This window comes from Myxococcus eversor (assembly GCF_010894455.1).
GTDB classification, from domain to species: Bacteria; Myxococcota; Myxococcia; order Myxococcales; family Myxococcaceae; genus Myxococcus; species Myxococcus eversor.
Genome location: NZ_JAAIXY010000023.1, coordinates 28822 through 49726, shown reverse-complemented (window position 1 = coordinate 49726; position 20905 = coordinate 28822). Strand labels below are relative to the sequence as shown.

The window sequence follows — 20905 nt, the reverse complement described above, 5'->3', positions numbered from 1 at the left end:
AAGGGCAAGGACAACGGCGAGCGCTACTTCGTGCACACGTGGGACTCGGTGAACTCGGAGGGCTACCACGGGGTGTTCTACGTGGGCGCGGTGAACGCGTCGGCGCCGGCCATCCGCGTGGGTGAGCGAGGTCCGGGCAAGGAGGGCAGCAAGAAGCCCTTCGCAGTCGAGGCGGAGACCTTGGCGTCCTTCCGCTGACTCGGGGGCGATATTCCACCCTCCTGCCCGCGTTTCCTGCATGGCACGGAGGGTGGATGCGTCAGATAACGTATACGTTGTTGCTGTTGTCCTTGGGTTGGTTGGGTTGCACGGCCCACCGCGGCGCGCTGGACTATCCGGACCGGGAGGCCATCTACGACCGGCCGCTCGCGGAGATGTGGCCGGAGGTTCGGGAGTTCTTCACGCGCAACCAGCTGCCCTTCCGCGAGGACCAGGGCAGCATGGTGCTGGAGACGGACTGGCGGCAGGAGTTCGGAGGCTCGAAGATTTCGGGCTTCTTCCACCGGTACATGGTGGTGGGCCGGCGCGAGACACCCACGTCGAGCAAGCTCCAGATTTTTCGCATCACCAAGAGCCTGAACAAGACCCTGGCCAACTCGGGCAATCAGGTGGATTGGAGCCCCACCCGCGCCTGGGACATGGGGCCGAGGGGACCTCGTTCGGAGGAGGAGAAGGACGCATACCTCGCTGAGCCGACTCAGCCACAGAGCGCGCCGCTGACCTCGTCCGAGGACTGGGAGGAGGTCATCGCCACGCCTCGGGGAGAGACCTCGTTCTTCGCGGAGTCGGGGCAGGGGCAGCGAGACCTGGTGATGGAGTGGCGGGTGTTCCGCGAGGTGGCACCGCTGCTGGCGAAGGAGGAGAACGCGCCCAAGCCGGTGAGGGTGGCCAAGGCGCCGAGCGCGAAGGAGGCCCCGTCACAGTTCGCGGTGGAGTGCGGCCTGCCCATCATCGGCCTGGGCAAGCAGGCGAAGCCGGGCGCGGTGCTGCTCCTGGGCGAGGTGCATGGCACGCGGGAGGTGCCGCGCTTCGTGGCGCAGGCCGCCTGTCAGGCGATGGTGGCGGGCACTCCGGTGACGGTGGGCCTGGAGCTGCCACTGGAGAACCAGGGGCGCGTGGATGCGTTCCTGGACAGCCAGGGGACGGAGGCGGACTGGTTGAAGCTGATGGAGGCGCCCTTCTGGCGCAGCCCGTATCCGGATGGCCGTGGCAGCGAGGCGATGGCGAACATGCTGGAGCACCTGCGTCAGTTGCGCTCGCAGGGCCTGGATGTGGACGTCTTCGTGTTCGACCACCCGAAGGCGAACGGGCAGCAGCGTGAGGACGCGATGGCGGCGACGGTGGCATTCCAGGTGGAGTCGAGCCCGCAGCGCTTCCACGTGGTGCTGTCGGGCAACATCCACTCGCGCACCAAGAAGGGCCTGCCCTGGGACCCCCAGCACCGGCCCATGGGCTTGCTGTTGAAGGAGAAGCTGGACGACGTGGTGGCGCTGGACATGGCCTACGCCACGGGGACCACGTGGATCTGCTCGGTGGACTCGAAGGGCGTGAAGAGCTCGCTCGACTGCGGTGTGCGTGAAGCAAAGGGCAAGGACAATGGCTCCCGCTTCTTCGTGCACACGTGGGACTCGGTGAACTCGGAGGGCTACCACGGGGTGTTCTACGTGGGCTCGGTGAACGCGTCCGCACCGGCGGTGCAGCGCGGCCTGGGGCGTCCGGGCGCGGATGACAACACCGTTCACCCGGCCTCGGACCAGGGGTCCAGGGTGGCGTTCGTGCGCTGACAGCATCGCTGGCGGACCGTGTCTTGGCTGCTGCGGGACGCGGTCCGCTGGCATACGTTGTCGGGGTGAGCGACATCACTGTCTACCAGCCGGACTTCCTGTACGTGGGAGGCCGGCTCATCGAGGGGCTCGCCCTGGCCGTGGGCGCCGAGGGCCGCGTCGTCGACGCGTCGTCCGTGCCCACCGGGGCGAGCGTCGTCCGGCTTCCAGGCCGCGCGCTGTTGCCGGGCCTGGTCAACGGCCACTCCCATGCCTTCCAGCGCCTGATTCGCGGACGCACCGAGTACGTCGTCTCCGGGCGCGAGGCGGATGACTTCTGGAGCTGGCGAGAGGCCATGTATCGCGCCGCCGAGGCCCTGGGGCCCGAGGACGTGTACGTGGCCTCGCGGCAGGTCTTCGTGGAGATGGCGCTGGCGGGCATCACCACGGTGGGCGAGTTCCACTACATCCACCACCAGCATGACGGCACGCCGTATGCCGACCGGAACGTGCTGGCCCACGCCGTCATCCGAGCGGCGCGGGACGCGGGGCTGCGCATCTGCCTGTTGCGCGTGGGTTATGCGCGCGCGGGCTTCCAGGTGGCGGCGAATCCCCGCCAGCGTCGCTTCATCGACCCGGACGTGGACACCTTCCTCGCGTCGGCGGAGTCGCTGGCTCGCGAGGTGGGCGACGACGCGGCGGTCAGCGTGGGATTGGCGCCGCACAGCGTGCGCGCGGTGACGAAGGACTGGCTTTCCGCCGTCTCGAAGGTGCGAGGGTTCCCCGTGCACATGCACGTGGCGGAGCAGCCGAAGGAAATCGAAGCGTGTCTCGCCGAGCATGGGCGTCGGCCGGTGGAGCTGCTGTCGGACCTGGGGCTGTTGACCCCGGGCTTCACCGCCGTGCATGGCGTGCACCTGACGGACGAAGAGGTGGCCATGCTGGGCACCGCCCACGCGACGGTGTGCGCGTGTCCGTCCACGGAGCGCAACCTGGGCGACGGCATCGTCCCCGCGGACGCGCTGGCGAAGGCGGGGGCGAGCATCAGCCTGGGCTCGGACAGTCAGGCGCTGGTGGACCTGCTGGACGAGGCGCGGCAGCTCGAAGGGCACCTGCGGCTCGCGAGGCTGCGGCGCGCGGTGCTGGACCCGGGGGGCGGGGAGGTGTCGGGCCTGGCGGCGCGGCTGTTGGGCATGGCCACGGTGGAGGGGGCGCGCAGCCTGGGCCTGTCCTCGGGGACGCTGGAGCCCGGGGCGCTCGCGGACTTCTTCACGGTGGACGTGGGGCACCCGTCGCTGGTGGGCGCAAGTCCTTCGTCTTTGCTGGCCTCCATCGTCCTGGGCGCGGACAAGGCGGCGGTGCGCGAGGTGGCGGTGGCGGGGCGGCTGGTGGTGCGGGACGGCCGGCATCCGCTCGCGGAGGAGAGTGGACGCGCCTTCCAGGCGCTCGCGCGCACGCTGTATCCCTGACGGGGCGTGGGTGACAGGAGGCCCTTCCGGGGGCTGGCGCCAGACGCCAGGGGGTGGCATGACGCGGCCACCGGAGGTTGTCTTCATGAGCGACACGCTGCCCGCGCTGCGGGCCACCCTGACGGAGCTGGTGGCGATGGACACCACCTCCGCGCGACCCAATGCCCCGCTCATCGACTACGCGCAGGCGCGCCTGGAGAAGGCGGGCTTCAGCGCCGAGCGTCAGCGCTACACGGATGACGCGGGTGTGGAGAAGGTGAATCTGGTCGCAGTGAAGGGCGGCACCGGACGCGCTGCGCTCGCGCTGGTGGGGCACTCCGACTGCGTGCCGTACGACGCGGCGTGGACGGACGCGCTGAAGCTGACGGAGAAGGAAGGCAAGCTCTACGCGCGCGGCGCCTGCGACACGAAGGGCTTCATCGCCTGCGCGCTGCACGCCGCCGAGCGGGCCACGAAGCTCCAGGCTCCGCTGATGGTGGTGCTCACCGCGGATGAGGAAGTGGGACTGGTGGGCGCCAAGAAGCTGGTGGCGGCGGGACTGGGCCGCGCGCGGCACGCCATCGTCGGGGAGCCCACGAAGCTCACGCCGGTGCGCGCCAACAAGGGCTACTGCCTGGCGGAGGTGGAGGTGCTCGGCAAGGAAGGGCACAGCGCGTATCCGGACACGGGCGCGTCCGCCATCTTCCGCGCGGGGCGCTTCCTGAATCGCCTGGAGCAACTGGCCATGACGGTGCTGCGCGAGGAGCTGGACGAGGGCTTCCAGCCGCCCTTCACGACGGTGAACGTGGGTGTCATCCAGGGGGGCAAGGCGAAGAACATCCTGCCCGGCTCGTGCCGCTTCACGGTGGAGTGGCGGCCCATTCCGGGGCAGCCGACGCAGCGGGTGGCGGAGCTGCTGGAGTCCATCCGTCAGGAGCTGGTGCGCGACGAGCCCGCCTACGAGGCCCACATCCGCGTGCTGCGCACGGACCGGGGCGTGAATACGCGCGCGGACGCGGAGGTGGTGCGCTTCCTCACGGAGGCCAGTGGCAACGCGTCCACCACGGTGCCGTTCGGCACGGAGGCTCCGCAGATGACGGAGCTGGGCGCGGAGGCCGTGGTGTTCGGCCCCGGCGACATCCGCGTCGCGCACCAGACGGGCGAGTACGTCCCCACCGAGGACCTGGTGCGGTGCGAGGCCGTGCTGTCGCGCGCGGTGGCGCACTTCTGCGGCGAGCGGTGAAGGGCGCGCGGCTCCTCGTGCGTCGCGGGGCTCCCGTCGTTATGAAGTCGCAGACGGCGAACACCCCGTGCTCGCACTCCGGCCTCTTCCTTTCTGGACCGACGACATGAGCCCCTCCGCCGCGACGCCGCGCAAAGTCCTCTTCCTGCTCGCCAGCGCCCGTGAGAACGGCAACGCGGAGCAACTCGCGCGCAAGGCCGCTGAGCCGTTGCCACCCGGCACCGTGACGGACTGGCTCCGCTTGAATGAGTACCGGCACGAGGCCTTCCAGGACCTGCGCCACGCTCCCGGCGGCTACGCGGCACGGCCCGCGAACCCGGAGATGCTCGCGCTCGCCGAGCGGACCCTCGCCGCCGACGAGCTGGTCATCGTCGCTCCTGTGTACTGGTACGGCCTTCCCTCCAGCGCGGTGTCCTATCTGGAGCACTGGTCCTGGTGGTTCCGGCTGCCGGAGCTGCGCTTCCGTGAGCGGATGCGCGGCAAGGTCCTGTCGCTCGTGACCACGCACTCCTCCGACGAGGATGACGGCGTTGCCCAGCCCTTGTTGATGAGCCTCCAGCTCAGCGCGGACTACATGGGGATGGGCTGGCGAGGCGCCCTCATCGGCCACGGCAACCAGCCCGGAGACGTGCTCCAGGATGCTCGCGCCATGGCGGGCGCCCGTGAGTTTCTCCTGCGTCCCGTGGCTGTCGCGAAAATCGAAGCTGCCTGAGCTTGAGACGTGCTGGAGTGCGAGACAGAGGCTCGGGACTTCATTGTCCCGGGCCTCTTCTCGTTTCGGGACGGCTCAGCTCCGGGGCAGCGAGCAGTGGTCCAAATCCCTCAGCACCTTGCGCGCCTCGGCGATGAGGTCGTGGCCCTGGAGCCCCTGCGCCACGCGGGCGATGAGCTTCATGTCGGGCGTGAGGCGGTAGTAGCCCTTCGAGCGCTGCACCAGCCCGGCGACCTTCAGTCCATCCAGGAGGGCGTCCGCGCCCAGCGTCACCGCGACCCGCTGGGTGCCGACCTCCAGGCCGCGCAGCCGCAAGTCGCGCATGTCGATTTTCAAGAGCGTCAACTCGGAGAGGTGGTCCACCTCGTCGGGCGCCTCGCCGTAGCGGTCCACCAGCTCCGCGCGCAGGTCCGTCACCTCGTCGGGGTGGCTGGCCTGGCTGAAGCGCTTGTAGAAGACGAGCCGCTGGTGCACGTCCGCGACGTAGTCGTCGGGGATGAGCGCGGGCATGGGCAGCGTGACGTCCGGCTCGATTTGCACCTTGGGCGGCTGGCCCTGCAGCTCCGCGACGGCCTCCTCCAGGAGCTGCGCGTACATGTCGAAGCCAATCTCGGCGATGGCGCCGGACTGCTTCTCGCCCAGCAGGTTGCCCGCGCCGCGAATCTCCAAATCGTGGCTGGCGATGGAGAAGCCCGCGCCCAGCTCGGTGAAGTTCTGGAGCACCTCCAGTCGCCGCTGCGCGTCCCTGGTCACCGCCCGGCGCGTGGGCACCAGGAGGTACGCATACGCGCGCTCCTTGGAGCGGCCCACGCGGCCTCTCAGTTGGTAGAGCTGCGCGAGGCCGAACTGGTCCGCCCGGTTCACAATCATCGTGTTGGCGCTGGAGATGTCGATGCCGCTCTCGATGATGGAGGTGCACAGGAGCACCTGGTGCTTGCGCTCGGTGAACTCCAGCATCACCTTCTCGAGTTGCCCGTCGCCCATCTGTCCGTGCGCCACGCCGATGGAGAGCTGCGGCACCAGCTCTCGCAGCTGCTGCTCCATGGACGGCAGGGACTCCACGCGGTTGTTCACGAAGAACACCTGCCCGCCGCGAGCGACTTCCCGCTCAATCGCCTCCTTCACCACCATCGCGTCGTACTTCATGACGAAGGTGCGGATGGCGCGCCTGTCTTGAGGCGGCGTGGCGATGATGCTCATGTCGCGCACGCCCGACATGCTCATGTGCAGCGTGCGGGGGATGGGCGTCGCCGTCAGCGTCAGCACGTCAATCTGGGAGCGCCACTTCTTCAGCGACTCCTTCTGCTTCACGCCGAAGCGCTGCTCCTCGTCGACAATCATCAGCCCCAAATCCTTGAAGGCCACCTCTCCGCCCAAGAGCTTGTGGGTGCCGATGAGGATGTCGACCTTGCCCTCCTTGGCGCGCTTGAGGATTTCCCGCACCTCCGGCGGCTTCTTCATGCCGGAGATGACCTCCACCGCGACGGGGTAGTCCTTGAAGCGCTTCCTGAAGGAGAGGAAGTGCTGCTGCGCCAGCACCGTGGTGGGCACCAGCACCGCCACCTGCTTGCGGTCCAGCGTCGCCTTGAAGGCCGCGCGCATGGCGACCTCCGTCTTGCCGTAGCCCACGTCGCCGCAGACGAGCCGGTCCATGGGCTCCGGCTTCTGCATGTCCGCCAGCACGTCCTCAATCGCCTTGGCCTGGTCCGGCGTCTCCTCGAACTCGAAGTCCGCCTCGAACTGGGCGAAGTAGCGGTCCGGCGCGCTGAAGGAGTGGCCCGGGTGGGCGCGGCGCGAGGCGGCGATTTGCAGCAGCTCCGCCGCCATCTTGAGGAGCTGCTCCTTGACGCGCTTCTTCGTCTTCTCCCAGCTCGTCGTCCCCAGCTTGTCGAGCTGGATGGTGTCCGGGTTGCCGCCGGTGAACTTCTGGATGAGCCGCATGCGGCCCACCGGCAGGTAGATTTTGTCCCGGCCCGCGTACTCCAGGACGAGGAAGTCCCCGGGCACCCCATTCACCTCCATCTTCGTCAAGCCCGAGTAGCGGCCGATGCCGAAGTCGGTGTGGACGATGAGGTCGCCTTCCTTCAGGTCCTTGAAGCCCGCGCCGAAGGCCTCCATCTTCTTGCCGCGCTTGACGCGCCGACGCGCGCGGACGCCGAAAATCTCCTCGTCCGACAGCACCGCCAGCCCGCCCGAGCCGTCCACGAAGCCCTGGCTCACCTCCCCCGTGAAGAGGTGCGCCCACACCGACGACTCGTACAGCGTCGACGCGTCCGTCATCGGCTCGGTGTGCACCTTCACCATGACGTTGCGGTCCAACAGCAGCCGCTTGAGCCGGTCCGCCTGGCTCAGCGTGCCGCACGCCACCGCGCACGCGACGCCCGAGTCCCGCCAGCGCTGGAGCCGGTCCACCAGCGGGGACAGCGCGCCCTCCTCGCCATGGTGCGCGAGAATCGCCTCCCGCAAGTCTTGAGTGCCGCCGAACTGGAAGAGCACCGGCGGCTTCTCGGACTGCGTGAGCGACAGGCCTCCGCCCTCGACGACGCGGTATCCGCCCAAGAGCTCCGCGACGGCCTCGCGCGAGAGGAAGTGCTCGGCAGGCGGGCGCACCAGGTCCTTGCGCTCCTCGGCCGCGGCGAAGGTGCGCTCCAGCTCGTCCCACAGCGCGTCCGCGGCGCGCCCCAGCTCCAGCGGGTCGTCCAGGTAGAAGACGGGCGCTTCCGTGCTCCACGCGCGCAGGAAGTCGAACACCGTGGCCAGCCCGCCCTCGAACAGCGCGGGCAACAGGCCCTCGAGTCCGAAGCCGGGCATCCCCTCTCGCAGCGCGTCCAGCCGCTCGCGCAACTGGATGGTGGGCAGGTTGATGTGCTCGGCCACCGCGCGGGCGGCGGCCTCGGCGCGGGGACGGGTGTCCTCGGTGAGCAGCAGCTCCCGCGCGGGCACCAGGTCCACTTCCTTCAGCGCGTCCACCGTGCGCTGCGACTCCGGGTCGAAGGCGCGGATGGAGTCGATGGTGTCCCCGAAGAACTCCAGGCGCACCGGCTTGTCGTAGAGCGGGCTGAAGACATCCAGCAGGCCGCCGCGCACGGAGAACGTCCCCACGTCCTCCACCAGCGGGCTGTTCTGGTAGCCCATCCGGGACAGCTTCCGCGCGAGCGCGTCCCGGTCGTAATCCTGGCCCACCACCACCCGGTCCGTGAGCGCGGCCATGACGTCGGGGCGCAGCACGCGGCGGTGCAGCGCGCGCAGGGACAGCACCAGCACCGGGAAGCGCGTGCCTTGAGACAGGTGAAACAGCGCGCCCAGCCGCTCGGTGACGGCGGCGGCCTCCGGGGACAGCTCGTCGTAGGGGAGCACCTCGTCGGCGGGCAGCCGCAGCACGCTCGGCCGCAGCAGCGTGCCGGTGCCGCCCAGGAAGAAGGCGAGGTCGGCGGCCAGGGCATCGGCTGCCTCCTCGTCCGCCGCCACGCAGACGAGCGGCGCGCGGGCCTCACGGTGCAGGCGCGCCAGCACGTGGCCCCGGGCGGAGCCCTTCAGGCCCTGCGTGCGCGCGCGGTGTCCCGGGCGCAGCTCCGCCAGCAACCGGGCGAAGGTGTCACCCGCCACGCGAGGCTCGCCGCCCTGCCGCGCCGCCTCGCCATCCAGCCTCTGTGTGAAAGGAGTGTCCATGAGTGGACCCCTGAGGGCCGCAGGGTAATTAGGGGCATGCCCCTGACAGGTCAACGACAGAGCGCATTGCCTGTCGTGTGTCGGAGCCGACGCGACCCCGAATGCTGTGTCCTCCACGAATCAGCCATACCAGGGGTGGGTTGGCCGCATGCCCGGGGCAGGACCTACTCTCCTGCAAGGCATCGCTGGGGGGTGCCACACGCCAGCCATGCAATCCGGCCGTTGGATCAACAGGGTGATGAGCGGGGCGGGCGCACCCCCCTCCGAAGCAGTGATGGTGCTGCGCAGCGTTCGCTCCGCTGGGCACGGCATCCTGGACTTCGAGTGTGTCTCCGCGAATGCGCACGCGGAGCGCTGGCTGGGGCGCGAAGAGCGCTCGCTCGTCCGCCAGAGACTGCTCGAGGAAGCACCGTGGGTGGGCGAATGTGGCCTCTTCGCGGCATGTGTCCGGGTGGCGGTGCGCCGCGAGCCCGAGGTGGTGCGGATGGCCCGACAGTCGTCGGTGGGGCCCGTCTGGCTGCTGGCGCGCGTCTCTCCGTGGGAGGACGGCGCCGTCGTCTTCCTGGAGGATTTGACGGAGCGGATGGCCGCCGAGGAGACGCTGCGCAGGGACCATGACCTGCTGCATGCCGTCATCGAGAGCGCCACCGACGCCATCTACGTGAAGGACGTGGATGCGCGCTACGTGCTCATCAACCCCGCCACCGCGCGGGCCTTCAACCGGACGCCTCAGGACATCCTGGGGCGCACGGACCTGGAGCTGATGGGCGGAGACGTCGCGGGGCCCACGCTGGCGCATGACCGCGCGGTGATGGAGTCCGGCGTCACGGCCACCTACGAGGACTCCGAGGGCGGGCCGGGCAGCGACTGCATCTGGCAGACGACCAAGGGCGTGCTGCGCCGCGGCGATGGCACCGTCTACGGCCTGTTCGGCATCAGCCGGGACGTCACCGCGCGCCGCCGCCAGGAGCTGGAGCGGGACGAGGAGGCGCGCTTCCAGGAGCGCTTCATCGGCGTGCTGGGGCACGACTTGGGCAACCCGCTGGCGGCGGTGCGCCTGTCCGCCGCGGCCCTGCTGGCCCAGGCCACGCTGACGCCGGAGGTGCGGCGCGTGGCGCAGCGCATCGACGGGAGCGCCGAGCGCATGACGCGGCTGGTGAAACAACTGCTGGATTTCACCCGCGCGCGCATGGCGGGAGGCATTCCCCTGCGCCCGCGCGAGGTGTGCATGGAGTCGGTGTGTCGTCGCATCATCTCCGAGCTGGAGCCGGCCCATCCCCAGCAGCGGGTGGACCTGGAGGTGGACGGCGAGTCAACCGGCGTCTGGGACGAGGAGCGGCTGGGACAGGTGCTCTCCAACCTGGTGGGCAACGCCCTGCAGCACAGTCCGAATGGCTCGTCGGTGCGCGTGCGGCTGGCGGCGAGTGATCCGCTCTTCCAGCGCGTGGAGGTCCACAACGTGGGGCCGCCCATTCCGGACTCGCTGCGCCCGCGACTGTTCGCGCCCTTCCACCGCGCGACGCCCGAGCCGGGCATGCCCCGGCCGCACCGTCACGGGCTGGGCCTGGGGCTCTACATCGTCTCGCAAATCGTCACCGCCCACGGCGGGTGGGTGGATGTCGCGTCCTCACTGGAGGCGGGGACGTGCTTCTCGGTGACGCTGCCCCGCGTGGTCCAGGCCCAGGACGAGTCCCAGATACGCACCGGGCCTGAAGTGGGGCGGGCCGCCAGGCTTCAGTAGCGGCCGTAGCGGGCGGCCGCGCGCAGGCGAATCAAATCGTTGAGGACGCCGGGGTCCACCAGCTCCAGCGCCGCGGCGCCGGAGATGCCCGCGTAGCGGGAGCGGTAGTCCTCCTCGTCCTCCTCGTCGTCGCCCTTGTCGTCGCCGCCCTTGTCATCCCCGTCCCCACCGCCCTTGCCGTCATCGGGACGCAAGGACAGGGGCTCCGGCCGGGACACGCCCGGCTCGATTCGGGGAGTCGTCAACGCGTCCGCGCGCACGGAGGAGAACAGTCCCGCCATGGCCAGGCAGAACACGAGGGCGGTGGAGAGGGTCTTCATGGGCGGCTCCGTTTCTGTGTTCGGCTGACGCGGCCTCTCCCGGGGTTATTCAGCGCGCCTTCCGGCCCCTACTTCGCCTTCATGGTGCGGATGTATCCCACCAGCGCGTCAATCTGCGCGGCGGTGAGCTTGTACTTGAAGGCCTTCATCTTCGTGTTGCGAGGGGAGCCGTCGGCAATCGCCTGTCGGATTTCCGCGTCCGACTCGGCCGCCTGCCAGGCGGCCTGGCTCATGTCGACGATGGACTCCTTCTGACCCATCTTGGTCTGCGCCTTGCCGTCATCACCGTGACAGGACTTGCACTTGGCCTTCCACACGTCCACGACGTCATCCGCCGCGTAGGCGCTCGGGGCCAGACACAGGCTCATCACCAGGGCGAACCGCTTCATCATCGTCACTGCCTCCTCCTTGGGAGGAGGCAACTGTGGCACGGAATCTCGTGCTCAGGGAGTGCAGCCGACGGCCGTGGGCGCCAGCTCGCAGTCGGTCATGGTGACGTTGCCGGTGAGGGCGTCCACGTTGAGCACCCGGTCCGGCACGGCGACTTCCTGCGGCCCCAGGCGCTTGCGAAGGATTCGCAGCGTGCCCGCCGCCGGCGCCGCGCGGGAGGCGTCACACATGGCCGTGGGGGTCCCGGAGACGGGCCGGCCGGACTCCCCCAGCCAGCACACGCCGTGCAAGCTGGTGATGTCCAACTCGGGAGGCAGGGGGATGGCGTCGCCGACCTGCGCGCACGTGCAGCCGCTCGTGCCACAGGCGGCGGAGATGCACTCGGTGCGAGGACACTGGGTGCCCCAGGTGTCTCCCGGAGCGCAGTCCGGCTTCTCCCAGCGCAGGGCCGGGACGCTCACTCCGTTCTCGAAAGTCGTCGTCCGCGCCAGGCGCACGGCCTGCCGGGAGATCCGGGCCTGCTGCCGCGCCTCCTGGGCGGCGATGAGGATGGTGCGCGTGGCGGCGCCCGCGCGCTGGTTGCGCGTCAGCGCCTGGAAGCCCGTCGTCGCCAGGCTGGTGAGGAGCCCGAGGATGGCGAGCGCCACCATCAGCTCCAGCAGTGTCATGCCGTGTCGTGTGTTCCGCATCTCAGCCCCCCGCGTACCCGAAGTTTCGCGGCAGCACGCGAATGAGGAAATGCCGCCGCTTGTAGCCATCCTGGGGATTGCCCTCGTCGTCGAGCGTCGTGCCGGCGTCCCCCAGGAGCTTCAATGCCTGGGTGTCCGGCCTGTTCGAGCGCGCGGTGATGAGCAGCTCCACTACGCGCACGCGCCGCATCAGCTCGTCGCGCGCGCTGCCCGGTCCGAACTCGCTGGCCCCCATCGTGCCCGCGTCGCCCGGGATGAGGCTCCAGCAACCGGCGTTGTCGCACTGGTCCACCGCGGGCCTGGGGGGCACGGCCGCCGTGTCCGGGAAATAGCGAAGGGGGGCGGCCGGATTGTCCAGGTCGGCGACGCCCAGGCGGACGCGCAGCTGCTCGATTTCCTCCGAGAGCTGCTGGAACTCCTGGGCGCCCAGCGCGCCGTCCGGGTCCATCTCCAGCACGGGCCTGCCGCTGATCCAATTGACGCGGAAGATGCGCGACGAGAGGGGCAGCAGGAGCGGGTCCTCGTCGGTGTTGGCAATCCACAGCGCGGAGGTGTCCGCCCCGGTGCCGGTGCAGAAGCTGGTGGGGGAGTACGCCGAGGCGGCGGGCGCGCCCGGTATCCAACCCAGGTTGTTGTTGCCGCCGGGGGAGGGGACGTTGCGCGTGGCCTGGGCCACGCCCACGCAGGCGCCGCGCACGCCCGGGTCGGCCAGGACGAGGGGGGCTCCGGCGGGGATTCCCGCGTCGGTGTTGGCGGGGGCCGGAGTGTCCAGGCAGAGGGGCCCGACGCCTCCCTGACGGGAGTCGGTGCCGCTGCCCGCGCAGCCAATCATCCGCAGCGCGCGCGTGGCATCCGCTTCATAGATTTCCAGCACGTCGGAGCGCAGGTTCACGTAGACGCCGGTGGGCTGCGCGAAGCCGGCGGAGGGCCCCGCGTTGGTGTTCGCCCAGACGGCGTAGCGCACCTCGGCGTTCGAGCCGCCCAGGAACAGGGGCGCGCTGCCGAACCCCTCGCCCGCGCGTTGAATCGCGGGGGTGAACAGGTCGCGCGCCGCGCGCCCGGCGTTCTGGGTCTCCATGGTGCGCTCCTCGAGCAGGCCGCGCCGTTGGAGGTAGGTGCCCGCGGACACGGCGCCGGCGATGACCACCAGCGCGATGGTGCTGGCAATCATCATCTCGATGAGGCTGAAGCCCCGGGGGGGATGGAGTGGTTTCATGGTGACATCCGTGTCTGCAGGGCCACGGCGCGGCGGCCCGCGTCCGGGTCCAGCCAGCTCACCGTGACGCGCACGTTGACGACGTTGAGCAGCGTCTGGCTGGCGACGACGCGGACGAGCTGCGGTGAGCCTCGCTCCTCGCCCTCCATGGGCGGGTCCACGTCCACCGCGACGTCGTACTTCAGGCGGATGGGGTCTCCCGCGCCGGGGAGGACATCCCGAGGCGTGCCATTGGAGCTCCACCACACCGGACGCGTCTGGCGGTCCAGCGCTTCGATGTTGGCGCAGGGCCGGGCCGGGGCCGGGGTGACGCACTTCATGGCGGAGATGCGCTCCAGCTCCTGCTCCGCGATGAGGCCCGCCTGGGCCTGGATGAGGTTGCGGCGGTTCTGCTTGGCGGAGGCGAGCACCGCGAGCGCCACCCCGAGGATGCCGAACACCACCACCGTCATGGTGGCCATGGCCTCCAGCAGGGTGACGCCCCGGCGCGTACGTCGTGACGCGAGCATGAAGGTCCTCACGGGATGATTCCCTGGATGTTGCCGCCCGGCCTCACGTCCCAGATGAGCGTGCGGGACGTGCTGCCGTTGCCGGTGCCCGTCTCGTTGTTGAACTGCTTGCCGGCGCCGGTGCTGGTGATGCCGTTGGTGCCCTGGAAGAAGACGCGCTTGTCGAAGGCCACCGGCTGCGTGAGGCCATGGCCCTCCAGGCTCTTTCCGCTGTCCGACGTGGGCGTGCCCTGGGCGGCGCTGTAGGCATACATCCGTCCGCTCTCGTCCGCGTCGAGGCTGCACAGGTTGGCGGACGTGCCCACCGCGGTGGCTGTGTGCACGGTGCCTTCGTCGTCCACCGTGACGCCGCCCCAGACCACCTGCCGGTCGTCCAGCTCCCGCACCCACGCGACGCTCCTGCCCGTGCAGTTGACGCTCAGCGGGTTCGGGTCGTCGAAGGCCATGACGTGGTAGCGCGGACGCGGGTCCTGGTCGGCGACCTCGTTGTCGTCGTCCGGGTTGTTGCCCGTGCCCACGAAGATGCGCACGGACGTACCCGCGCCGGTGCGCTCCTGCGTCACGGCGATGTTGGAGTAGATGCTCTGCTGGTCGTTGTTGCGCACCCTGGCGTTGGTGGCCGGGTTCCGGTCATTGCGGGCGTCCGCGATGACACACGCGCTGACGGCCTTGCCCAAATCCCTCGACGCGTCCACGTCCCGGAGGTTGACGCGGAAGATGCGGCCCTTCGTGGTGGCCACGTAGACGACGTCGTAGTTGCTGTCGTTGTCGGCGTCGATGGCGACCGGGGCGCTGCCGATGCCCTCGCCCGCGTCGCCCAGGACCACGACTCCCGCGAGCTTCTTCTTCTGCGCCGTCCCGCCGCTCTGGTTCACCTGGATGGGCAGCCCCGTCTTCACGTCGACCAGGTACAGCGTGGCTCGCGTGGCCTTGTTGTTGTAGCTCTTGGGCGTGTAGTCGCTGGCGAAGGCCGCCACCCACTTCTTGCCGCCCTTGGCGCCGAAGTCCATGCGCACCAGGAGGGGGTTGTGGCGCGAGCCGCTGGTGTCCGGCAGCAGGTTGGGGTCCGGCGAATAGTCCCGGAAGGTCTCTTCCAGCGTCAGACAGCTGTTGGACGCGGTGGCGCAGGGGACTCCCGCGGTGGTGAAGCGGTCTCTCTGGGCGTCGAACTCCCAGAGGATGCCGGGGTAGCCGTTGGCCGTATCCGCGGGCTTGGTGACGTCCAGCGCGAAGAAGACGCTCTGCCGGGGGCCCGTGGGGCTGACGAGCACCGTCTTGGCGCCCAGCCGGTCCCCGGGCGTCGTGCTCAGCTTCCACATGTTGCCCGTCGAGGGGTCGTGGCCCTTGTCGGCCGTGTATTCGGCGTCCGAGCGCAGGTCCACCGCCGCCACCGCCGGCGAGGCGTCCACCGTGGCGCGCTTCGTCTTGTCCTGTCCGCGCACGTAGTTCTCCGCGAAGAAGCGCAGGAGCTTGCCGGGCAGGTACGCATACAGCTCATCACCGCTGCCGTACTCGCGCGACGACGAGCAGCCCGTGGCGTGGGCGAAGTAGCCTCGGAAGTCCTTGAAGCTGGTGCAGGTGTCGTCCCCCGAGCGCAGCTCTCCGAGGGACAGCGCGTGCAGGTAGCCCGTGGTGCTGCCGATGAAGGCCACCGCGTCCCGGTTCTTCAGGGCGTTGTTCCCGATGAAGGTGTTGCTGCGGAAGGCCTCCTGCTCGTTGGGCGACGCGCGCTTGACCCAGGTGGGCTCGCTGGCCGGCCCGACGATGGCCGCCGTCGACAGGTTGATGCCACCCATGGGCCAGGTGCGCCGTGTGACGGTCTCCCCGCCCGGCACGGTGGTGAACTTGTTGCTCTCCCAGCCATAGAGCCAGTTGCGCAGGGTGTTGCGGTCATTCTGGTTGCAGAGGCCGTCCTGGTTCAGGTCGTAGCGGCCCGCGAGCGAGCCGATGCAGAAGTTCTTCGTCTCGTCGTTGGAGGCCGGGGCGGTCAGCGCCGTGGGGAACAGCGGGCTGGCGTTGTTGCCTTCCGCTGACACGCTCTCCAGCGTGACGCGCTGCGGGGTGGTGCCAGGCAGCGTGGTGAAGAGCTGGCGCTCCAGCGGGTTGGTCGTCCGGATGAATTGGTTGAGCTGGTTGCCCGCGTTCCACTGGTCCCAGTTGTCCGATGCGTCGTTCTGGCTGGAGGGGTTCTCCGGCTCATAGAGGCGGCGCAGGTACACGTGGCCGCGCTCGGACACGTCCAGGCGCCGGTCATAGATGCGGTAGGACGGATAGAGCCGGTTCGAGGGAGTCGGTGAGTTCTCGTACCACGGGTCGGGCGAGTACCAGGTGCGGCCCGGAGTCTCGGACAGGCCGAAGATGATGGTGTTCGCCACGGGCAGCACGGAGGCGCGGCCGTACTGACCGGCCTTCTGCGCCTTGTAGGAGATGTTGACGTTGGAGATGGTCGGCTGGCAGGACTCGCCGGGGCTTTCGAAGATGGCGCGCCAGCACAACTGCGAGCCGGTGTAGCCGCGCTCCAGGAAGTCATTCACCGACCGGGTGATGTTGACGCGTGAGCCCGGCGTGGCCTGCGCGTCCGGGAAGGGCACCGTCACCCAGGACGGGTTGGGATTGGGCTGGAAGTCGGGGTTGGTCGTCTCACAGCGGTCCACGCACATCTTGCAGTCCAGCGACACCTGATAGGTGATTTGGGGCCGAGGCTGGTACGTCCCGCTGCCGTCGGGCTTGGGCAGGTTGATGTTGGGACTGCAGTCGGCCTGCACGCCATTGACGTTGTGGTACGGCGTGTCGTCGATGGTCATCTCGACGGAGGTGATGGTGTAGTCCTGCGCCACGTCGAGCGAGATGCTGGACACGATGTCCGACTTGAACGTGCCGTTGTTCTGCTTGTTGATGAGGATGACGGTGTCGTCGTAGGTGCGGTTGCCGCCCGAGTTCTGGTCTTCCCAGCCCAGAATCCAGACGCGGGGGTTGTCCACCGGGGCTCCCACCAGCGTGTGGGCGGCGCGCTGGAAGTAGGAGTAGACCGTCTGGTTCTGGGCCGAGTTGAACCGGACGTCTCCATACGTGGCGGAGCGCAGCCGGTTGTAGGCAACGGTGTCCAGCCAGCCGCTCCTCAGCTCCTTGGTGGTGACGATGTTGCCCGCGGTCTGGTGCAGGTCCAGGTTGAGCAGCGTCTTCGTGAAGAACACGTTGATGTCGCCGTGCCCCCACAGGTTGCACTGCAGGCGCGTGGTGCCATCGGGACGCGTTATCGTCTGGGTCATGAAGCAGGTGTCCGTGGCGTCGCCGTAGACCTGCTCCACGTAGGTGACGAGGAAGAAGACGATTTCCCGCCCGCCCTCGATGCGCCCCATCTTCTGCCGGCGGTCCTCCTCGTTGGGGGCGGCCTGCGGGTTCTTCCCGGGAATGAGCATGCCCCGGTTGTCGAAGGCACTGGCCTTGTAGTCCGGCAGGCCGTCCTCGGCGTCGCCCGAGGGCCTGTCCCAGATGGGACCGACGGGAGTCCTGACGCCGTTGATGTCGCTGTAGGCGAAGCGCGGCTGGAAGCACTCCGCGGTGGGCGAATCGCCCGCCGTGTTTCCATTGGGGCAGTGGTTGCCGTCATCGTCCGTGGCCAGATAGATGAGCTTGCCGATGCCCCGGTTGCCGTTCTCCGTCGCGCGCGGCTCGAGCAGGTTGGGGATGTGGGGGAACAGGCCCCGGTCGCTGAAGTACTCGTTGACGAGGTCGAGCGCGGCGCTGCTCGTCTTCATGTAGTCGTTGGTCAAGAGCGCGCTGGCGTAGTCCACCACCCTGCGGCCCACGACGCCTCCTCCCGGCTGGGCGCCATACCCGCCGCCGGGCCAGCGACGGGGGCCTCCCGTGGCGGCGTAGCTGGTGGGGGCATTGCAGGGGCCGGTGAGCAGGTCCGGCTCGCGGAGCGTCACGTTGGTGCCGTCGGGCCGCTTGTGGACGAAGGTCTTCGCCTGGCCGCCACAGCGGGGGCCCAGGCCGATGTACCGGTTGGGACTCAGGTTGTAGAGGTCCTCGTGGAAGTCCGGCACGCCGTTGTTGTCGGTGTCGAGCAGGATGTCGTCGTTGTTGTTGGCGGGGTCCTGGATGTCGACGTACCCGCCCTTCACCAGGTCGTCGTAATAGAACCAGCCCAGGGTGTTGGAGGCGCCGCCGCCGGCGTTGTCATGGACGATGAGCGCCTCCAGTTCCTGGTCGAACGGGAGGATGATTCGCTCCGGGTCCAGCACGCTGCGGTTGGTGTTGAGCCGCAGCTTTCCGTCGGGCGTCAGGATGATGGCGCTGGGGGTGCCGGCATCCGCCGTGAAAGGGGGCTGTTTGTCTTCGCCCGTGGTGTCGATGCAGGGGTTGTAGGAGGCGGTCCCTCCGTCCTGGGCGAAGGCCGCCAGGGGGACGGTGAGGGCCAGCGCGGCGATGATGAGTCTGTAGAGGCGCGGCATGGCGAAAGTCCTGGGGTAGGAACTGAAAGGAAGAGAAGGGGTCAGCACTCGCCGTTGTTGGCGGAGCCGTTGGCGTCCTCGGGCGAGCAACTGCCGCCGGCGCCGAGGCCGCTGGTGATGAGGGCGCGGATGATGACGCGCTGGGGTTGGGTGTTGTCGCGACCGCGGACCTCACCCACGGCCACCAGCCAGACACGGTTGTTGATGTCGGCGCTGCGGTTGCCGTCGCTCTCGTTGTCGTCGACCAGGAAGACCCGGTAGAAGAGCCGCTCCTGGGTGGGGTAGTCGAAGATGCGCACCCCGTCCGGGCCGGTCAGCTCCTGGTTGGCGGAGGCGACGTCCGAGTCGATGGCCGCTCCGGAAGACGCGGCCGCGAGCGAGTAGGGCGTCCAGGGGATGACCTCGTACCAGGGGACGGCGGCGGTGCTGGGCAGGCCCGCCTCACCCTGGACGTAGCCGTTGAGGCCCGTGCTGTTGTAGGCGTTGCCCAGCGCGAGGAAGACGGGGCCGAAGGAGCGATTGCCTCCGAGCAGCAGCCGCACCGTCTCCCGGGCCTCGGCCAGCCCCGCCTCTGCGGCGAAGTGGGCCTCGCGGTTGCGGCGCTCCTGGGCCTGCAACGCGCTCTCCGCCGCCACCTTGCGCAGGGACACGACGACGGCGGCACTGATGAAGGCGATGATGCCCAGGGCCATCAACAGCGCCATGCCCCGGGAGGCATGGCGGAGGTTTCGCGACATCGGGATGACGGACGGGGGATGCACCAACGGCTCCTTGCCGACGCGCGGCGGGACGAATGCCGGGGTGCACCTGAGCAAGCCTTGGGCCCGCTTCCCGGGAGCCCTCGCGCCAATGTTCTCGGCCGCTTGTCTTTGACGCTGGGTGAACGCTGACGCACCTGGACTGACAAACCTTTGCGGACATCGCAAAAGTTGCGAGGGCCACTTCTACCCATGTCAGGACGGGCGGTGTGTTTGTCCTTCAAGCAAGACAGGACAAATCACGAAATCGCGCAGTATCAGCGACCCGGGTGGGGCCAGAAGGACACTGCCCCGCTGGGAGGTGCGAGCCACACGGATTTCAGGAATTGGGTGGCTTTGCGGTCCGCGTCGTCATCCCGGGTGAAGCCGTGGTGCAGGGTGGCCAGGAGGAGCAGCGTCGCGAGCGCGGAGCCGAGCGCCGCCAGGGTGGGGCCGCGTCGTCCAGGAGACGTCGCCAGCACCCCGAGGACCCAAAGTGTCACACCGCAGAGGGCCCCCAGGAAAAGGATGCCAGCGATTGGCTGGGGGACGCCCAGGAAGGAGAGCACGGAGGGCGGGTAGAAGCCCGCGCTCAGCAGGGGCAATGTCAGCCCCCCCAGGACGTCCGACACGTCGTCTGGGATGTAATTGACGAAGGTGGCCAGCCCCGTGGTGAGGATGGCAGCCCCGCACAGCATGGCCGCCATCCCCAGGGCCCACGTCCGTCCGCCCGCGCGCAGCCGCTCCAGCCACAGGCCACAGGGCAGCAGGAGGAAGGGAATCAGCCCGGTGAGGTGGCGGGGGCCCGTCGTCCAACCCCAGGAGTCATAGGAGAAGGAGGACGTGAAGTAGAGGTAGCCGGCGAGGAGCGCCGCCGTCATCCACGCCAGGGCGCGCTGTTCGGCGGAGCCGTCCACGCCGCGCCGGAAGCACAGCCGTGTCAGGCCGGGAATGGCCAGCAGCAGGAACGGCGCGAGGGTGAACAGCCCTCGCAGCGGCGAGACGAGCGACAGGGTGAAGGCGCGCGGGTCCGGGGTGCGGATGCCCAGGAAGCCGCCCAGGTGCCACGGCTGGTAGCCGGAGTCGTTGAGGTACTTGTACCCACTTGTCAGCGGATGCCCGAAGGTGGCCTGGTGGTACGCCATCAGCGCCAGCACGAAGGGCAGCGCGCCCAGCGTGGCGAGCACGGCGGCGCGGCCCAGGCCCTTCCAGCGCTCGCGGGCCGGAGCGTCGCGGAAGAGGAAGGTGAGCGTGGCGTACAGCACCAGCCCGAGGACGCCCAGCGCGCCGGTGTACTCCGCCGCCACCGTGGCGCCGGCGCATGCGCCCGCGAGGACGTAGCCCCGCTCGCGCCACTCCCCGCGCGCGCAGCGCCACAGCGCGAAGAAGCCGGCGAAGAGCAGCACCGCCGTCGTCTGGTGGCTCATGAACAGCAGCGAATAGCTGAACGCCAGCGAGCCCAGGCCGTACGTCACGGTGAGGGCGTCGGCGACGGGCGCCGACAGGGATGCGCGGAGGTAGCGCCGCACCAGCCACAGCAGGCCGAGGGTGGGCAGCACGGTGAGCCACAGGCGAGAGAAGAAGACGAGCGGGACTTCGGGCACCGGCTCCGGGCCGGAGGCGGCGCGCAGCACGGCGTACACCGGCGCGGCGGCGAACGAGAGCAGCGGCGCCTTGCTGGGGTAGTACTTCCCGTCCTTCACGGACAGGTCGCCCACGTAGCCCCGCTCGCGCAGCACCTGGTTGATGTCCAGCGTGCCGTGCTCCACCAGCGAGATGCTCTGCCAGAGCCGACACAGCTCGTTGGGGGAGCGCAGCCCCGGGTGGTACGGAAACAGCAACACATACAGCGCCGCCAGGGCGACCCAGACCGCGCGAGGAGCGCCCCGGGAGGCCAGCAGGGGCGTCCCGGTGGGGCTGGGGGCCGAGGACTCCGAAGCGGGCTGTGACTCGGTGGCGGGCCCGGGCGCCACGCTCACGGTGCGGCGCTCCTCGGGGTGTTCCAGGTCGT

At 69.3% G+C, this 20905-nt stretch carries 14 protein-coding genes and 1 pseudogene; 6 read left to right on the top strand and 9 right to left on the bottom strand.

The window, feature by feature from the left end; translation table 11 throughout:
• From G4D83_RS35955 to G4D83_RS35935, 5 genes and pseudogenes are all read left to right on the top strand, one after another.
• Positions 1-198: pseudogene (locus tag G4D83_RS35955) on the top strand (hypothetical protein); the annotation flags it as partial.
• A 56-nt stretch (positions 199-254) separates the two neighbouring features.
• Positions 255-1784 (top strand): ChaN family lipoprotein, encoded by a 1530-nt coding sequence (locus tag G4D83_RS35950; protein WP_163869419.1) that lies wholly within the window; start codon positions 255-257, stop codon positions 1782-1784.
• A gap of 65 nt (positions 1785-1849) precedes the next feature.
• Complete coding sequence (gene hutF / locus G4D83_RS35945) at positions 1850-3232, top strand: formimidoylglutamate deiminase (protein ID WP_163869418.1); 1383 nt, start codon at positions 1850-1852, stop codon at positions 3230-3232.
• A gap of 85 nt (positions 3233-3317) precedes the next feature.
• On the top strand, positions 3318-4454 hold the full coding sequence (gene argE / locus G4D83_RS35940) for an acetylornithine deacetylase (protein ID WP_163869417.1): 1137 nt from the start codon (positions 3318-3320) through the stop codon (positions 4452-4454).
• Positions 4455-4560: 106 nt separating this feature from the next.
• Complete coding sequence (locus G4D83_RS35935) at positions 4561-5166, top strand: flavodoxin family protein (protein ID WP_163869416.1); 606 nt, start codon at positions 4561-4563, stop codon at positions 5164-5166.
• A gap of 75 nt (positions 5167-5241) precedes the next feature.
• Here the strand turns inward: G4D83_RS35935 and mfd are convergent, their stop codons facing one another.
• The gene (gene mfd, locus G4D83_RS35930; RefSeq protein WP_163869415.1) at positions 5242-8835 is read right to left on the bottom strand and encodes a transcription-repair coupling factor; all 3594 of its coding nucleotides are present in this window, start codon (positions 8833-8835) and stop codon (positions 5242-5244) included.
• A 238-nt stretch (positions 8836-9073) separates the two neighbouring features.
• Between mfd and G4D83_RS35925 the strand changes: the two genes are divergently transcribed.
• Positions 9074-10576: a PAS domain-containing sensor histidine kinase gene (locus tag G4D83_RS35925; RefSeq protein ID WP_163869528.1), complete on the top strand. Its 1503-nt coding sequence runs from the start codon at positions 9074-9076 to the stop codon at positions 10574-10576.
• Here G4D83_RS35925 and G4D83_RS35920 read toward each other — a convergent pair.
• From G4D83_RS35920 to G4D83_RS35885, 8 genes are all read right to left on the bottom strand, one after another.
• A complete protein-coding gene (locus G4D83_RS35920) occupies positions 10570-10896 on the bottom strand; it encodes a hypothetical protein (RefSeq protein ID WP_163869414.1) in 327 nt (108 codons plus the stop codon). The genes G4D83_RS35925 and G4D83_RS35920 overlap by 7 nt on opposite strands.
• 68 nt (positions 10897-10964) lie before the next feature.
• Positions 10965-11288: a c-type cytochrome gene (locus G4D83_RS35915; RefSeq protein ID WP_163869413.1), complete on the bottom strand. Its 324-nt coding sequence runs from the start codon at positions 11286-11288 to the stop codon at positions 10965-10967.
• 51 nt (positions 11289-11339) lie between these two features.
• Entirely contained in the window at positions 11340-11975 is a 636-nt protein-coding gene (locus G4D83_RS35910; RefSeq protein WP_163869412.1) for a pilus assembly FimT family protein, read from the bottom strand.
• 1 nt (position 11976) lies between these two features.
• Complete coding sequence (locus tag G4D83_RS35905) at positions 11977-13191, bottom strand: PilW family protein (RefSeq protein ID WP_163869411.1); 1215 nt, start codon at positions 13189-13191, stop codon at positions 11977-11979.
• On the bottom strand, positions 13188-13712 hold the full coding sequence (locus tag G4D83_RS35900) for a type IV pilus modification PilV family protein (protein ID WP_240357007.1): 525 nt from the start codon (positions 13710-13712) through the stop codon (positions 13188-13190). The genes G4D83_RS35905 and G4D83_RS35900 overlap by 4 nt, the downstream gene beginning before the upstream one ends.
• The gene (locus tag G4D83_RS35895) at positions 13709-18157 is read right to left on the bottom strand and encodes a pilus assembly protein (RefSeq protein ID WP_163869410.1); all 4449 of its coding nucleotides are present in this window, start codon (positions 18155-18157) and stop codon (positions 13709-13711) included. The genes G4D83_RS35900 and G4D83_RS35895 overlap by 4 nt, the downstream gene beginning before the upstream one ends.
• A gap of 41 nt (positions 18158-18198) precedes the next feature.
• Positions 18199-18918 carry a hypothetical protein gene (locus tag G4D83_RS35890; protein ID WP_163869409.1) on the bottom strand — a complete coding sequence of 240 codons (720 nt, stop codon included), beginning with the start codon at positions 18916-18918 and terminating at the stop codon, positions 18199-18201.
• A 254-nt stretch (positions 18919-19172) separates the two neighbouring features.
• Positions 19173-20873 carry a hypothetical protein gene (locus G4D83_RS35885; RefSeq protein WP_163869408.1) on the bottom strand — a complete coding sequence of 567 codons (1701 nt, stop codon included), beginning with the start codon at positions 20871-20873 and terminating at the stop codon, positions 19173-19175.
• Between the last annotated feature and the right edge of the window lie 32 nt (positions 20874-20905).

Coding starts and splice junctions, on each gene's coding strand:
- G4D83_RS35950 (WP_163869419.1), top strand. CDS start 255: ATGCGTCAGATAACGTATACGTTGTTGCTGTTGTCCTTGGGTTGGTTG.
- argE (WP_163869417.1), top strand. CDS start 3,318: ATGAGCGACACGCTGCCCGCGCTGCGGGCCACCCTGACGGAGCTGGTG.
- G4D83_RS35935 (WP_163869416.1), top strand. CDS start 4,561: ATGAGCCCCTCCGCCGCGACGCCGCGCAAAGTCCTCTTCCTGCTCGCC.
- mfd (WP_163869415.1), bottom strand. CDS start 8,835: ATGGACACTCCTTTCACACAGAGGCTGGATGGCGAGGCGGCGCGGCAG.
- G4D83_RS35925 (WP_163869528.1), top strand. CDS start 9,074: ATGAGCGGGGCGGGCGCACCCCCCTCCGAAGCAGTGATGGTGCTGCGC.
- G4D83_RS35920 (WP_163869414.1), bottom strand. CDS start 10,896: ATGAAGACCCTCTCCACCGCCCTCGTGTTCTGCCTGGCCATGGCGGGA.
- G4D83_RS35915 (WP_163869413.1), bottom strand. CDS start 11,288: ATGATGAAGCGGTTCGCCCTGGTGATGAGCCTGTGTCTGGCCCCGAGC.
- G4D83_RS35910 (WP_163869412.1), bottom strand. CDS start 11,975: ATGCGGAACACACGACACGGCATGACACTGCTGGAGCTGATGGTGGCG.
- G4D83_RS35905 (WP_163869411.1), bottom strand. CDS start 13,191: ATGAAACCACTCCATCCCCCCCGGGGCTTCAGCCTCATCGAGATGATG.
- G4D83_RS35895 (WP_163869410.1), bottom strand. CDS start 18,157: ATGCCGCGCCTCTACAGACTCATCATCGCCGCGCTGGCCCTCACCGTC.